This window comes from Streptomyces sp. NPDC092045, assembly GCF_044756005.1.
GTDB lineage: Bacteria > Actinomycetota > Actinomycetes > Streptomycetales > Streptomycetaceae > Streptomyces.
The window spans coordinates 47,164-61,513 of record NZ_JBIVSC010000024.1 but is presented as its reverse complement, the minus strand read 5'-3'; the positions used below and the strand labels follow the sequence as shown (position 1 = coordinate 61,513).

General features: G+C 74.1%; 14 protein-coding genes. 4 read left to right on the top strand and 10 right to left on the bottom strand.

Going from position 1 to position 14,350, the window contains the following annotated elements; genetic code table 11:
- Positions 1-36: 36 nt before the first annotated feature.
- From ACIQKA_RS31665 to infC, 4 genes are all read right to left on the bottom strand, one after another.
- On the bottom strand, positions 37-876 hold the full coding sequence (locus ACIQKA_RS31665; protein WP_383158251.1) for a TrmH family RNA methyltransferase: 840 nt from the start codon (positions 874-876) through the stop codon (positions 37-39).
- Positions 877-1,004: 128 nt separating this feature from the next.
- Positions 1,005-1,391 (bottom strand): 50S ribosomal protein L20, encoded by a 387-nt coding sequence (rplT, locus tag ACIQKA_RS31660; RefSeq protein ID WP_019884941.1) that lies wholly within the window; start codon positions 1,389-1,391, stop codon positions 1,005-1,007.
- Positions 1,392-1,497: 106 nt separating this feature from the next.
- Positions 1,498-1,692 carry a 50S ribosomal protein L35 gene (gene rpmI / locus ACIQKA_RS31655; RefSeq protein ID WP_015032399.1) on the bottom strand — a complete coding sequence of 65 codons (195 nt, stop codon included), beginning with the start codon at positions 1,690-1,692 and terminating at the stop codon, positions 1,498-1,500.
- 123 nt (positions 1,693-1,815) lie between these two features.
- Positions 1,816-2,484 carry a translation initiation factor IF-3 gene (infC, locus tag ACIQKA_RS31650; RefSeq protein WP_383158247.1) on the bottom strand — a complete coding sequence of 223 codons (669 nt, stop codon included), beginning with the start codon at positions 2,482-2,484 and terminating at the stop codon, positions 1,816-1,818.
- 330 nt (positions 2,485-2,814) lie between these two features.
- Between infC and ACIQKA_RS31645 the strand changes: the two genes are divergently transcribed.
- Entirely contained in the window at positions 2,815-3,192 is a 378-nt protein-coding gene (locus tag ACIQKA_RS31645) for a DUF1844 domain-containing protein (RefSeq protein ID WP_030214668.1), read from the top strand.
- 165 nt (positions 3,193-3,357) lie between these two features.
- Here ACIQKA_RS31645 and ACIQKA_RS31640 read toward each other — a convergent pair whose 3' ends face one another.
- From ACIQKA_RS31640 to ACIQKA_RS31630, 3 genes are read right to left on the bottom strand one after another with little or no spacing between them, the layout of a single operon-like run.
- A complete protein-coding gene (locus tag ACIQKA_RS31640; protein WP_402543067.1) occupies positions 3,358-4,092 on the bottom strand; it encodes an SseB family protein in 735 nt (244 codons plus the stop codon).
- Between the two features lie 9 nt (positions 4,093-4,101).
- Positions 4,102-5,319, bottom strand: coding sequence for a type VII secretion-associated serine protease mycosin (gene mycP, locus ACIQKA_RS31635; RefSeq protein WP_383445750.1), 1,218 nt, complete (start codon positions 5,317-5,319; stop codon positions 4,102-4,104).
- Positions 5,316-6,233, bottom strand: a complete 918-nt coding sequence (locus ACIQKA_RS31630) for a hypothetical protein (RefSeq protein ID WP_383219455.1) — start codon at positions 6,231-6,233, stop codon at positions 5,316-5,318. The genes mycP and ACIQKA_RS31630 overlap by 4 nt, the downstream gene beginning before the upstream one ends.
- A 906-nt stretch (positions 6,234-7,139) precedes the next feature.
- Here ACIQKA_RS31630 and ACIQKA_RS31625 point away from each other — a divergent pair.
- Positions 7,140-8,342 carry an amino acid deaminase/aldolase gene (locus ACIQKA_RS31625; protein WP_383158235.1) on the top strand — a complete coding sequence of 401 codons (1,203 nt, stop codon included), beginning with the start codon at positions 7,140-7,142 and terminating at the stop codon, positions 8,340-8,342.
- Between the two features lie 67 nt (positions 8,343-8,409).
- On the opposite strand, the gene ACIQKA_RS31620 is transcribed toward ACIQKA_RS31625, so the two are convergent.
- The 3 genes from ACIQKA_RS31620 to ACIQKA_RS31610 are packed head-to-tail and all read right to left on the bottom strand — an operon-like array spanning position 8,410 to position 11,929.
- Complete coding sequence (locus ACIQKA_RS31620) at positions 8,410-9,195, bottom strand: 3-oxoacyl-ACP reductase (protein ID WP_383159020.1); 786 nt, start codon at positions 9,193-9,195, stop codon at positions 8,410-8,412.
- Positions 9,192-10,556 carry an aldehyde dehydrogenase family protein gene (locus ACIQKA_RS31615; RefSeq protein ID WP_402543066.1) on the bottom strand — a complete coding sequence of 455 codons (1,365 nt, stop codon included), beginning with the start codon at positions 10,554-10,556 and terminating at the stop codon, positions 9,192-9,194. The genes ACIQKA_RS31620 and ACIQKA_RS31615 overlap by 4 nt, the downstream gene beginning before the upstream one ends.
- Before the next feature lie 8 nt (positions 10,557-10,564).
- The gene (locus tag ACIQKA_RS31610; protein ID WP_383435479.1) at positions 10,565-11,929 is read right to left on the bottom strand and encodes a glutamine synthetase family protein; all 1,365 of its coding nucleotides are present in this window, start codon (positions 11,927-11,929) and stop codon (positions 10,565-10,567) included.
- A gap of 89 nt (positions 11,930-12,018) precedes the next feature.
- Between ACIQKA_RS31610 and ACIQKA_RS31605 the strand changes: the two genes are divergently transcribed.
- Positions 12,019-12,747 (top strand): FadR/GntR family transcriptional regulator, encoded by a 729-nt coding sequence (locus tag ACIQKA_RS31605; RefSeq protein ID WP_383445742.1) that lies wholly within the window; start codon positions 12,019-12,021, stop codon positions 12,745-12,747.
- 123 nt (positions 12,748-12,870) lie between these two features.
- Complete coding sequence (gene eat, locus ACIQKA_RS31600; protein ID WP_391095560.1) at positions 12,871-14,337, top strand: ethanolamine permease; 1,467 nt, start codon at positions 12,871-12,873, stop codon at positions 14,335-14,337.
- The last annotated feature ends 13 nt before the right edge of the window (positions 14,338-14,350 follow it).

Sequence of the window (14,350 nt, the reverse complement as noted above, 5' to 3'; positions counted from 1 at the left end):
GGGCGGGCGGGGCGGAACGGTCCCTTCCGGGTCCTCTCAGGCGGAGGGCCGGGGGCGCTGGGCGCGCGCGGAGGCGTACAGGCAGACCGCGGCGGCGGTGGCGAGGTTGAGGCTCTCGGCCTTGCCGTGGATCGGGACGCGGACGACGGCGTCGGCGAGGGCCCGGGTCTCCTCGGGCAGTCCCCAGGCCTCGTTGCCGAAGATCCAGGCGGTGGGCCCGCCCATGGTGCCGGCGTCCAGCTCGTCGTCGAGGTCGTCCCGCCCGGCCCCGTCGGCGGCGAGGATCCGCACGCCCGCGGCCTTGAGTCCGGCGACGGCCTGCTCGACGGGAACGCCGACGGCCACCGGCAGGTGGAAGAGCGAGCCGACGGAGGCGCGTACGGACTTGGGGTTGTAGAGGTCGACGGAGGCGTCGGTGAGGACGACGGCGTCGGCTCCGGCCGCGTCGGCGCAGCGCAGCACGGTGCCGGCGTTCCCGGGGTCGCGCACGTGGGCGAGGACGGCGACCAGCTTGGGGCGGGCCGCGACGATCTCCTCGAACGGCGAGTCGAGGAACCGGCAGACGCCGACGAGCCCCTGCGGGGTGACGGTCTGGGAGACCTCGGCGAGGACGGCGTCGGAGGCGTGGTGGACGCGGGCCCCGGCAGCGCGGGCCGCGTCGACGATGGCGGCATGGCGCTCGGCGGCCTCGACGGTGGTGAAGAGCTCGACGAGGGTGGGCTCCCCGCCGGGTCCCCGGTGCTCGACGGCCTCGCGGACGGCCTGGGGGCCCTCGGCGATGAAGAGGCGGTCCTTGCCCCGGAAGGTGCGCTTGGCGAGCCGCCGGGCGGCGACGACGCGCGGGGAACGCGGGGAGATCAGCTCGGGGGTGACCATGGCGTGCGGCGGTTCTCTCTTCGGGGCCGGGGGCTGCGGGGGCCGGGTGGTTCAGGGGGCCGACGCACCCGGACCCGCAGGCGCGTGAGCGTCTGCGGGTCCGGGCGGAGGTACTGCGGCCTGGAAGATCAGGCGGCGGCCTTCGGGGCGTTGACGTCGGCCGGGAGGGCCTTCTGCGCGACCTCGACGAGGGCGGCGAACGCGTTGGCGTCGTTGACGGCCAGCTCGGCGAGGATCTTGCGGTCCACCTCGATGTTGGCGGCCTTCAGACCCTGGATGAGGCGGTTGTACGTCATGCCGTTCAGGCGGGCAGCGGCGTTGATGCGCTGGATCCACAGCTGACGGAAGTCGCCCTTGCGCTTCTTGCGGTCGTTGTAGTTGTAGACCAGCGAGTGGGTGACCTGCTCCTTGGCCTTGCGGTACAGGCGCGAACGCTGACCGCGGTAGCCGGAGGCCTGCTCGAGGATCGCCCGGCGCTTCTTGTGGGCGTTGACTGCCCGCTTGACGCGTGCCACTTGTTAACTCCTTGTAGCGGGGTCGTGGTTGGACTCACACGACCCGAAAAACGAATGGGTCCCGGACCTGGCCGGTGGCCCTCGTCGCCGAGGGCGGGTGATCAGATCAGATGCCCAGCATCTTCTTGATCTTGGCCGCGTCGCCCGGGGCCATCTCCGCGTTGCCGGTGAGGCGACGGGTCAGCTTGGACGACTTGTGCTCGAGCAGGTGGCGCTTGCCGGCGCGCTCGCGCAGGATCTTGCCGGAGCCGGTGACCTTGAAGCGCTTCTTGGCACCGGAGTGCGTCTTGTTCTTCGGCATCGCGCCGTATCTCCTCGTCAGTGGCGCTCCCCCCGGTGCGGGCACCGGACGTCCGGGAGCGTCAATTCTTTGTTCGGTGGGTCCGGGCGGGGCCCGGGGCCGCCTGGGTGGCAGCCCCTCGGGTCACGCCTCGGGGGTCTCGGCCGGAGCCTCGGCCTCGGGTGCCGGAGCCCCGGAGGTCTCCTCGGCGGCGACGCCCTGGCGCTCGGCCTTGCGTGCGGCCTGGGCCTCACGCGCCTCGGCCATGGCCTCGGTCTTCTTCTTGTGCGGACCGAGAACCATGATCATGTTCCGGCCGTCCTGCTTCGGGTTGGACTCGATGAAGCCAAGCTCCTCGACGTCCGACGCCAGCCGCTGCAGCAGCCGGAAGCCGAGCTCGGGGCGGGACTGCTCACGACCACGGAACATGATCGTGATCTTGACCTTGTCGCCCTGCTTGAGGAACCGGACGACGTGACCCTTCTTGGTGTCGTAGTCGTGCGGGTCGATCTTCGGCCGGAGCTTCATCTCCTTGATGACCGTGTGCGCCTGGTTCTTGCGCGCCTCACGGGCCTTCATGGCCGACTCGTACTTGAACTTCCCGTAGTCCATGAGCTTGCACACGGGCGGACGGGCGTTCGCCGCGACCTCGACCAGGTCGAGGTCGTACTCCTGTGCGAGCTCCAGGGCCTTGGCAAGCGGAACAATCCCGACCTGCTCGCCGCTGGGTCCGACAAGTCGCACCTCGGGAACGCGAATCCTGTCGTTGATGCGGGGCTCGGCGCTGATGGATCCTCCTCGGTAGCACCACACGACCGCCTGGCGGACGGACGCGCAACGTCTGTTTCTGAGACCAACCGAGCCGGTACATGAAAAATGCCCCGGACGGGACACAGGCGGGGCTCCATGGAAATACCGGAGCACCGCCGCGGTCAACCGCGGGGCGCACATCGGGCGGCTCCATCGTCCGTACGGAACGATGGGCGCCACCTGACCGGTGACCCGCCACCCGTGAGGGCGGTCAGGTGGGAGTACGGAGCCTCCACTTGTGGGCCGGGCACACACGTGTCCAGCCGGTCGTTACACAAGGTTAGCAGGACCCGCCGGTCTCCGCTAACCGGCGACCGGCATATCGTGTGGGGCATGAGCGAGACGCCCCAGAACGAGTCCCCCGACTCCTCCGACACCCCCGACTTCGAAGCCATGACCCGCGACATCGCCGAGGTCCCGGCGGTCGAGGTGATCGTGACCGTCGCCGTCAACCTGATGAGCGCCGCCGCGGTGAAGCTCGGTCTCACCGAGGAGGGCGACAAGCACAAGGACCTCGACGAGGCCCGCAAGCTGGTGCACGCGCTCGCGGGCCTGCTCGACGCCGGCGCGACGGAGGTCTCCTCCTTCCACGCGGCGCCCCTGCGGGACGGCCTGAAGTCCCTCCAGCTCGCCTTCCGCGAGGCCTCCCTGATCCCGGACGAGCCGGGCCAGGGACCGGGCGAGAAGTACACGGGGCCGGTGTACGGCTAGGACCTGCCGCGGGGGTACGGGGGTCGACCCCCGGAAGACAACCGCCACGGGGCCGGTGTGCGGCCAGGACCTGCCGCGGGGGTACGGGGGCCGCCCCCGGAAGACAACCGCCACGGGGCCGGTGTGCGGCCGGGGCGCGCCCAGGCGTTCCGTACCCGGAGGCGTTCAGGCGTTCCGTACGTAGAAGGGCTCGCCCGGAGGCGTGGCCGAGGCCGGCAGGAGTGCCAGGTCGAGGCCCCGCACCAGGCGGGCCCTCAGTGTCTCATCGGCGGCCAGGGCGCGCGCCACGCTCCGGGCGGCCTCCGCCGGGGAGGCGTCCCCGGCGAGGACCAGGGCGAGGGTGCCGTCGGCGGCGCCGGGGCCCAGGTGGGCCCGGAGCACGGCGGGCTCGGCGGCGACGGCGGCCCGGACCGCCTCCCGCACGGCGGGGTCGTCGAGCGGGTCGGCGCTGGCGCGGCCCTCGGCGAGGGCGAGCAGCGCCGGTCCGGTGACCTGGTACGACACGGGGCCCGCGAGGTCGAGGAGGAGCGTGTCCGCCTTCTCGTGCGCGACGGCCTGGAGCGCCTGGTGCAGCGGGACGGCCACGGGCCGGGCCTGCGGGTCCCAGAGGGCGAGCGAGGCGGTCGAGGTGAAGGCGGGCAGGGCCCGCCGGTCGCCGGCCGTGAGGGTGGGGACCGCCATGTCGCTGGTCTTCTCCCGGCGCAGGCCGTTCTCGTCGGTCTCGACCTCGCCGAGGACGGCCACCACGGGGACGAGCAGCCGGGCCTCCCGCAGCGCTTCGAGGACGGGGCCGTGGGCGGTCCCGTCCTCCGCCCAGGCCGCGAGGGCCGCGGTGAGCCGCGGGTCGGCGGTGCCGTCGTCGTCGGAGAAACCGGGGTCCGGGATGTTCTTGAGCGCCACGCCCCGAGCCTAGTACCCGGTCCCCGGGGTCCGGCCCGCCGGGTGCCGGGCGGGGCGGTCGGCGCGCCGGAGCACCACGGCGGTGAGGAGCAGCAGGGCGCCGAGGCCGCCGAGGAGCGGGGCGAGCAGGCCGAAGGGGCGGGGCTCCTCGGCGGGGACGGTGGGGCCGGGGCCGAAGTGGCTGCCCCGGTAGCCGGCGGCGGCGTTCTTCGGGTCGCCGCCCTTCAGACGGGCGCCCGCCTCGATCGCGGCGGCCGGGTCGACCGTCCCGTACCCCTTGGCGTCGCTGCGGCCGCCCTCGGGCCGGCTGCGCGCGGTGTCGATGAGCAGGGTCTTGATCTGGGCCGGGGTGAGGTCGGGGTGGGCGGCCCGGACGAGGGCGACCGCGCCCGAGACGAACGCGGCGGCGGCGCTGGTGCCCCAGCCCTCGTAGTAGCGCCGGTCGGGGTCGGCGATGACGATGTCGACGCCGGGGGCGCTGACGGTGGCGTACCAGCGGCGGGTGGAGAAGGAGGCGCGGGTCCCGTAGCGGTCGACGGCCGTGACGGCGATGACGCCGGGGTAGGCGGCGGGGTACGAGACGTGGTCGCCCTTCTCGCCGCCGTTCCCGGCGGAGGCGACGACGGCGACGCCCTTGGACAGGGCGTACTGGACGGCGGCGTCCTCGCCCGCGTCGGGGTGGGCGGACTCGGAGTCGTCGCCGAGGGAGAGGTTGATGACGTCGGCGCCGTGGTCGGCGGCCCAGCGGATGCCCTGGGCGAGGGCGGTGCCGCGGCTCTTGCGGGCCTTGTCGCGGGCCTTGTCGGAGGACTCCAGGATGACCCGCACGGGCAGGATCCCGGCCTCGGGGGCGATGCCGAGGACGCCGTCCCCGCCGTCGGGGCCGTGGCCGTGCCCGGCGATGATCCCGGCCATGGCGGTGCCGTGCCGGGCCCAGGCGCGGTCGCCCCGCTCGGCGCCGAAGCCGATGAGGTCGTGTCCGGGCAGGACGGAGCCTTCGAGGTCGGGGTGGTCGGCGTCGACGCCGGTGTCGAGGACGGCGACGGTGACGCCCTCGCCCTTGGTGGTGCGCCAGGCCTCGGCAGTGTGGAGGGCTTCGAGGCCCCACTGCCGGGCCCGGATGGTGTCGGCGTGCGCGGGCGCGGTGGTGGCGGGCAGCACGGAGAAGGCGGCGGCGAGCAGGACGGCCGCGCCGCCGCGGGCGCGCCGGCGGACGGACCGGTTCACCGGGCCTTCTCCTGGGCCGCCGTGACGGCGGTCGTGCGCAGCAGGCGTTCCAGGCGCTCGGTGATGCCCCTGGCCTCGTGGCCGAGGCCGGACTGGGCGACGGCGTCGGTGCGGCCCTTGGCCGTGGCCCGGTCGGCGGGCTGGGGGGCGTCGACGGTCCGGCCGTCGGCGAAGCCGGAGACGGCGGTGACGACGACGGGGAGGTCGGCGGGGGCGCTGGTCCACCAGCTCGCGCGCTGCCGGTCGCCGAAGCGGGCGGCGACGGTGGAGGGGCCGGAGAGGGCCGGGGGGACGTCCTGGCCGAGGCGGGCGGTGAGGCCCTGGCCCAGGGTGCGCTGCGCGGTGGCGTCGGCGCGGGTGAAGACGAGGCCGACGGTGATCACGCTGCTGGCGGTGGCGTCGGTGTACGTGGCGCGCAGGACGCGTTCGCAGCCGAGCGGCTCGACGGTGGCGAGCAGCCCCTTCGCGAGGACGGCGGGCGAGCAGGCTGCGTCCGGGGCGACGACGATCCGGGTCCAGGTGCGGGCGGCGGAGCCGGGGCCCGCGCCGGGGCCCGCGAGGGTGCGGGGGAAGAGGGTGTCGACGGGGGCGTTGTGCCACAGGTCCCGGGCCTCTGCGTACCCGGCGGGTTCGGCGGGCTTGCCGGGCTCGGAGGCCGCCAGCCAGACCCCGGCGAGGGCGCCGCCGATGAGCCCGAGGCCGAGCACGGCGCAGGCGGCGACCGCGGCCGTCCGCCCGGCGCTCCGCCGCTCCCGGACGGGCCGCAGCCGCGTGGTGGTCTCGACGGGCGCCTCGGGCGGCAGGACGTGGCCGGTGGGGTGACCGGGGGCACGGCCGTACGGCGCCGGTGCGGGCGCCGGCGGCGCGAAGGCGGTGGGAGCGGCGGGGGCGGTCGGTCGTGCCCCCGGAAGCACCGGTCCCGGCGAGGGCCGGGACGGTACGGGCCGCCGGGATACGACCGGTCCGGGGGCCGGACGTGCCGGGGCGGACGCCGGACGTGCCGGGGCCGGGAACGCGGAGGGCGGGCCGGGCCGGTCGGCGGGCCGGGGCGGCACGGGCTGCCCGGACGCCGGGCGGGCGGACCGTACGGACGCGGAGGGGGCCGACGACGGGCGGGGCGGGACGGCCCGGGGGTCCGGCGGCGTGCGGTCCGTGGGGCGGATCGGGCGGAGGCGGGCCGTCGTCTCGACGGCGGGCGGGTCGGCGTCGCCGGGCGCCGGGCGGCGGGGGGCGGCGGGAGCCGGCACCCCCGGGCGGGCCTCGGGGACGCCGGCCCGTCCCACCGGCGTCGCCGAGCGGGCTGCGGCGGGGTTTCCGGCCGTGTCGTGCGCCGCGGGGCGGGGCGCGGTGGTCACGGCGGGGTCCGGTGACGCCGGACGGGCCGCGGCGGGGGCCGGCGGCGCGGGGCGGCCGGGAGCGGAGGTGTTCGGGGGCGCCGGGTGGCCGGGCGCGGCCGTGCTCGGAGGATCCGGACGGGCGGGATCGACCGTGCTCAGAAGCTCCGGACGGGCGGGATCGGCCGGCTTCGGACGGGCGGGATCGGCCGTGCTCAGAAGCTCCGGGCGGGCGGGATCGGCCGGCTTCGGACGGGCGGGAACAGCCGTGTTCGGAGGTTCCGGGTGGCCGGGATCGGCCGTCTTCGGGGGTGCCTGGTGGGGCGGGAGGAGGAGCTCGGTGATGCGGGAGGAGGTGGGGCGGTGCTCGCTGGTCATCCCCGTCTCCCGCTCGTGTCGGCAATGCCCGTCACTCTACGGGCTGTTCCCCGCCCCGCGGGAACTCAGGGGCTACCCACCCGTAAACCTGTCTGGCAAGCTCGGGCCATGACTCCCCGTGCCGGCGACCGGGCCCGTTACGACCGGGCCACCGCTCACCTCGACGCGCCCGTGGCGATCGTCGACCTCGAAGCCTTCGACGCCAACGCGGCGGACCTCGTGCGCCGGGCCGGGGGCAAGCCCGTCCGGGTGGCGAGCAAGTCCGTGCGGTGTCGGGCGCTCCTGGAGCGGGCGCTCGCCCGGGAGGGCTTCGCCGGGATCATGTCGTTCACGCTCGAGGAGTCGCTGTGGCTGGCCCGTGCCGGGTTCGAGGACGTGCTGCTCGCGTATCCGTCGGCGGACCGCTCCGGGTTCGGGGAGCTGGCGCGTGACCCGAAGCTGGCCGCCGCCGTGACCGTGATGGTGGACGACGTGGCACAGCTCGACCTGATCGACGCCTCCCGCGCGGGCGGGACCGAGGAGGTCCGGGTCTGCCTGGAGCTGGACACGGCGCTCAGCCTGCTCGGCGGCCGGATCCGGGTCGGCGCCCGCCGCTCCCCGCTGCGCGAACCCGCCGAGCTGGCGGAGCTGGCCCGCTCGGTGGTGCGGCGGCCGGGGTTCCGGCTGGTCGGGATCATGGCGTACGAGGGGCACGTCGCGGGGGTCGGGGACGCGGTCGCGGGCCGGCCGCTGCGTTCGCGGGCGATCCGGCTGATGCAGACCGCCGCCCGCAGGGAGCTGGCGGAGCGCAGGGCGGCCGTGGTGCGGGCCGTGCGGGCGGTGGCGCCGGACCTGGAGTTCGTGAACGGCGGCGGCACCGGCAGCGTGCAGCACACGGCCGCCGAGGAAGCGGTGACGGAGATCGCCGCCGGTTCGGGGTTCTTCGTGCCGCGCCTCTTCGACAACTACACGTCCTTCAGCGGCCGGCCCGCCGCGCTCTTCGCGCATCCGGTGGTCCGGCGGCCGGGGATGGGCGTGGTGACCGTGCTCGGCGGCGGCTACCCGGCCTCCGGGGCGGCGGGCCGGGACCGGCTGCCCGTGCCGTACCTGCCGGAGGGGCTGCGGTACGACCCGCAGGAGGGGGCCGGCGAGGTGCAGACCCCGCTGCTCGGCTCGCCGGCCGACGACCTGCGGATCGGCGACAAGGTGTGGTTCCGGCACGCGAAGGCCGGCGAGATGTGCGAGCGGTTCGAGAACCTGCACCTGGTCGAGGGCGACCGGATCACGGCGACCGTGCCGACGTACCGGGGCGAGGGCCGGACCTTCCTCTAGCCCCTCCGGGACGGATACGCGAACGGCCGGGCGTCCCGGGGCGCCCGGCCGTTCGCGTGGGCGGGGCCTACAGCGGGGTCACGTACGCGCCCGCGATGCCGCCGTCCACGAGGAAGTCGGTGGCGTTGACGAAGGAGGAGTCGTCGCTGGCGAGGAAGGCGACGGCGGCGGCGATCTCGTCGGCCTCGGCGAAGCGGCCGACGGGGATGTGGACGAGGCGGCGCGCGGCCCGCTCGGGGTCCTTGGCGAACAGCTCCTGGAGGAGCGGGGTGTTGACGGGCCCCGGGCAGAGCGCGTTGACGCGGATGCCCTCGCGGGCGAACTGGACGCCCAGCTCGCGGGACATGGCGAGGACGCCGCCCTTGGAGGCGGTGTAGGAGATCTGGCTGGTGGCGGCGCCCATGATCGCGACGAAGGAGGCGGTGTTGATGATGGATCCCCGGCCCTGGCGGCGCATGTAGGGCAGGGCGGCCTTGCAGCAGAGGTAGACGGAGGTGAGGTTGACGTCCTGGACGCGCTTCCAGGCCTCCAGGCCGGTCTCCAGGATGGAGTCGTCGTCGGGCGGCGAGATGCCGGCGTTGTTGAAGGCGATGTCCACGGAGCCGTAGGTGTCGAAGGCCGTCCTGAAGAGCGCCTCGACCTGCTCGGGGTCGGTGACGTCGACCCGTACGAAGGTGCCGCCGACCTCCTCGGCGGCGGCCTTGCCGGCGGTCTCGTCGATGTCGCCGCAGACGACGTGCGCGCCCTCGGAGGCGAGGCGGCGGGCGGTGGCGAGGCCGATGCCGCTGCCGGCGCCGGTGATGACGGCGGTGCGGCCGACGAGCCGGCGGCAGATGATCTCTTCGGTGGTCATGCGGTTCGGGCCTCCGTGCTGATGAAGACGTTCTTGGTTTCGGTGAAGGCGGTCAGGGCGTCGGGGCCGAGTTCGCGGCCGAGGCCGGACTGCTGGTAGCCGCCGAACGGGGTCCAGTAGCGGACGCTGGAGTGGGAGTTGACGGAGAGGTTGCCGGCGCGGACGGCGCGGGAGACGCGCAGGGCGCGGCCGACGTCCCGGGTCCAGATCGAGCCGGACAGGCCGTACTCGGTGGCGTTGGCGAGGCGGACCGCGTCGGCCTCGTCCTCGAAGGGGAGGACGACGGCGACGGGTCCGAAGACCTCCTCGACGGCGCAGGGGGCGTCCTCGGGCAGGCCGGTGAGGACGGTGGGCGGGAACCAGAAGCCGGGTCCCTCGGGCGCCTTGCCACGGATGCCTTCGAGGGTGTCGGGGACGTAGGAGCGGACGCGGTCGAGCTGGACGCGGGAGATCAGCGGGCCCATCTGCGTGCGCTCGTCGGCGGGGTCGCCGACGACGATCTCCTCGACGGCGGGGGCGAGCAGTTCCAGGAAGCGGTCGTAGGCGCCGCGCTGGACGAGGATGCGGGTGCGGGCGCAGCAGTCCTGGCCGCTGTTGTCGAGGAAGGACATCGGGGCGGCGGCCGCGGCGGCTTCCAGGTCGGCGTCGGCGAAGACGACGTTGGGGCTCTTGCCGCCGAGTTCGAGGGTGACCCGCTTCACGCGCTCGGCGCACCTGGCCATGACGGCCTTGCCGACCCGGGTGGAGCCGGTGAAGACGATCTTGGCGACGCCGGGGTGTTCGACGAGGGCGTTCCCGGCGACCGGGCCGGTGCCGGGTAGGACCTGGAAGAGGCCTTCGGGCAGGCCCGCCCCCAGGGCGAGTTCGGCGAGGCGGAGCGCGGTGAGCGGGGTGGTCTCGGCCGGTTTGAGGACGACGGCGTTGCCGGCGGCGAGGGCGGGCGCGGCGGCCCAGGCGGCGATCGGCATGGGGAAGTTCCAGGGCGCGATGACGCCGACGACCCCGAGGGGTTCGAGGATCGTGACGTCGAGGCCGCCGGCCACCGGGATCTGGCGCCCGTTGAGGCGTTCCACTCCCCCGGCGGAGAATTCGAGCAGGTCGCGGACGTTGCCGGCCTCCCAGCGGGCGTTGCCGATGGTGTGGCCCGCCTCGGTGACTTCGAGCCGGGCGAGTTCCTCCACGTGGTCGTCGACGGCGGCGGCGAAGCGGCGGAGCAGCCGGGCGCGGTCGGCGGGCGCGGCGGCGGCCCAGCCGCGCTGGGCGGCGGCGGCCCGGGTGACGGCGGCGTCGACGTCGGCGGGGGTGGCGGCCGGGACGGTGGCGACCTCTTCCCCGGTCGCCGGGTTCAGTACCTGGAGCAACTCTTTCCTCACAAGCGTTCGAAGGAGCGGCGCAGTTCCCAGTCGGTCACCGCGGCGTCGAAGGCGTCGAGTTCGACGCGGGCCATGTTGCGGTAGTGGGAGACGACCTCGGGGCCGAAGGCGGCCTTGGCGATCTCGCTGGTCTCCCAGAGTTCGGCGGCCTCGCGCAGGGTGGTGGGGACGTGGGCGTAGTCGGCGGCGTAGGCGTTCCCCGTGCAGGGCTCGGGCAGTTCGAGGCGCTGCTCGATGCCGTGGAGGCCGGCGGCGACCAGGCCCGCGACGGCGAGGTAGGGGTTGACGTCGCCGCCGGGGAGGCGGTTCTCGAAGCGGGTGGAGCGTCCGTGGCCGACGACCCGGAGGGAGCAGGTGCGGTTGTCGTGGCCCCAGGCGACGGCGGTGGGCGCGAAGGAGCCGGGCTGGAACCGCTTGTAGGAGTTGATGTTGGGGGCGTAGAGGAGGGAGAAGTCGCGGAGGGCGGCGAGCTGTCCGGCGAGGAAGTGGCGCATCGTCCCGGACATGCCGTGCTCGTCGTCCCCGGCCATCACGTTCTCCCCGGCGGCGTTCTGGAGGGAGAGGTGGATGTGGCAGGAGTTGCCCTCGCGCTCGTTGTACTTGGCCATGAAGGTGAGCGAGCAGCCCTCCTGGGCGGCGATCTCCTTGGCGCCCGTCTTGTAGACGGCGTGCTGGTCGCAGGTGACGAGGGCCTCGTCGTACTTGAAGGCGATCTCGTGCTGGCCGGGGTTGCACTCTCCCTTGGCGGACTCGACGGTGAGTCCGGCGGCGGTCATCTCGTTGCGGATGCGGCGCAGGAGGGGTTCGACGCGTCCGGTGCCGAGGACGGAGTAGTCGACGTTGTACTGGTTGACGGGGGTGAGGCCGCGGTAGTTGGCGTCCCAGGCCCGCTCGTAGCTGTCCTTGAAGACGATGAACTCCAGCTCGGTGCCGACGTGGGCGGTGAGGCCGTGTTCCGCGAGGCGTTCGAGCTGGCGGCGGAGGATCTGGCGGGGCGCGGCGGCGACGGGGGTGCCGTCGGCCCAGGCGAGGTCGGCCGTCACCATGGCGGTGGCCTCGTTCCAGGGGAGGCGGCGCAGGGTGGTGAGGTCGGGGCGCATGGCGAAGTCGCCGTAGCCGCGGTCCCAGGAGGACATCTCGTAGCCGTCGACGGTGTTCATCTCGGTGTCGACGGCCAGCAGGTAGTTGCAGCCCTCGGTGCCGTGTCCGAGGACGTCGTCCAGGAAGAACCGCGCGGCGAACCGCTTGCCCTGGAGCCGCCCCTGCATGTCGGGGAAGGCGAGGACTACGGTGTCGATCTCGCCGCTCGCGACGAGGGCGCGCAGCTCCTCGACGCGGAGCGGGGGTGTGCGGTCTGCCACGGGATTGCTCCTCCTTCGGCCTGCCGGGAGCCATAAGGTATTGCGCGAGACCATTGCTTGGGAAGTGCCGGCGGAAAGGAAACGAGAACGTGGCCAGTACGAGTGAATCGGCGGACCGGTTGACGCCCGTGCTGCGGCCGGTGCGGGCGGGCAACGGGTTCGAGGAGGCCCTGGAGCAGATCCTCCAGGTGGTGCGGCTCGGCCTGGTGCCGGACGGGGAGCGGCTGCCCGCCGAGCGGGAGCTGGCCGACCGGATGGGGATCAGCCGGGTGACCCTGCGCGAGGTCCTGAAGGTGCTCCAGGAGCAGGGGCTCGTGGAGAGCCGGCGCGGCCGGTACGGCGGGACGTTCGTGCTGCCCCGGGCCCGGACGGGCGACGAGGACGAGCTGCGCCGCCGGATCGCCTCGGTCGACGTGGAGGACACCCTGCGCTTCCGGGAGGTCCTGGAGGTGGGGGCCGCGGGCCTGTGCGCGGCCCACGGCCTGGACGCGGCGGGCGCCGAACGGCTGCGGTCCGCCCTCGCGGCGACCCACGACGCCCCGCTCGGCGACTACCGGCGCCAGGACACCCTGCTCCACCTCACCCTTGCGGAGCTGTCCGGGTCGCCGAGCCTGACGGCGCGGTACGCGGCGGTCCGGGCGACGGTGAACGACCTGCTCGACTGCATCCCGCTGCTCGTGCGGAACCTGGAGCACTCCCAGCACCAGCACACCGCGCTCGTGGAGGCGGTCCTCGACGGGGACGCGGACGCGGCGCGCGAGGTGATGCGGGAGCACTGCGCGGGCACGGCGGCGCTGCTGCGGGGCTTCCTGACGTGAGCGGGGCCCGTGCGGCGGGGGTCCCGTGACCCGAAAGTAACGCACGGGGGTTGCGCTCCCGCAGGACCGGCGCAAAGGTATGGCCTCAATCCATTGGGTCCGTTGCGGGGAGCTGACGCTGCCATGACGCTCGAAGACACCACCGGGAGCACGTCCGGGAAGGCACCCGGGGGCGGCCCGCCGGAGGACGACTACCTGAAGCGGCGGGCGCTGCGCCGCGGCAGCGCCGGCTGGCTGCTGCTCACCGGCCTCGGCGTCGCCTACGTCGTCTCCGGGGACTTCTCCGGCTGGAACATCGGCCTGTCGAAGGGCGGCTTCGGCGGGCTCGCCGTCGCCACCGTCCTGATGGGCGCGATGTACGCCTGTCTGGTCTTCGCGCTCGCCGAGCTCTCCGCCATCCTGCCCACGGCGGGCGGCGGCTACGGCTTCGCCCGACGGGCGCTCGGCACCTGGGGCGGCTTCCTCACCGGCACCGCGATCCTGATCGAGTACGTCCTCGCCCCCGCCGCGATCTCGATCTTCATCGGCGACTACGTCGAGTCCCTGGGGCTCTTCGGCCTGGAGTCCGGCTGGCCCGTCTATCTGGTCTGCTTCGCGCTCTTCATCGGGATCCACCTGTGGGGCGTGGGCGAGGCGCTGCGGTTCAGCCTGGTCGTGACGGCGGTCGCGGTCGCGGCCCTGGTCGTCTTCGCGCTCGGCGCGTTCACCGACTTCCACGTGGACGGCCTGAACGACATCCCGGTGGACGGCGAGGCCTTCGGCTCGAACTCCTGGCTGCCGTTCGGGTTGCTCGGGATCTGGGCCGCGTTCCCCTTCGGCATGTGGTTCTTCCTCGGCGTCGAGGGGGTGCCGCTGGCCGCCGAGGAGGCGAAGGACCCGGTCAGGTCGATGCCGAAGGCGCTGGCGATCTCGCTCGGCGTGCTGGTGCTGCTCGCCGTCATGACCTTCTTCGCCGCCACCGGAGCGCGCGGCGCGGCCGCCGTCCAGGAGGCGGGGAACCCGCTGGTCGTGGCGCTCCAGGGCGACGGGGAGCCGACGGCGCTCAGCCGGTTCGTGAACTACGCGGGCCTGGCCGGTCTGGTCGCCTCCTTCTTCTCCCTCATCTACGCCGGATCGCGCCAGCTCTTCGCCCTCTCCCGGGCGGGGTACCTGCCCCGCTTCCTCTCCCTGACCAGCCGCCGCAAGTCGCCCTACCTGGGGCTCCTCATCCCGGGCGCGATCGGCTTCGCCCTGGCGGCCGGGACGGGCAACGGGGCCCGGATGCTGAACATCGCGGTCTTCGGCGCCACCATCTCGTACGCCCTGATGGCGCTCTCGCACATCGTGCTGCGCCGCCGCGAGCCGCACCTGCACCGGCCGTACCGCACGCCCGGCGGGATCGCGACCTCGTCCACCGCCTTCGTCCTCGCCCTGTCGGCCCTGGTGGCGACCTTCCTGGTGGACCGGGCGGCGGCGTTCACGGCGCTCGGGGTGTACGTGATCGCCCTCGCCTACTTCGCGTTCTACAGTCGGCACCACTTGGTCGCCAAGGCGCCCGAGGAGGAGTTCGCGGCGCTCGCCGCGGCCGAGGCCGAACTCGAACGCGGCTGACGCCGTCCCGATC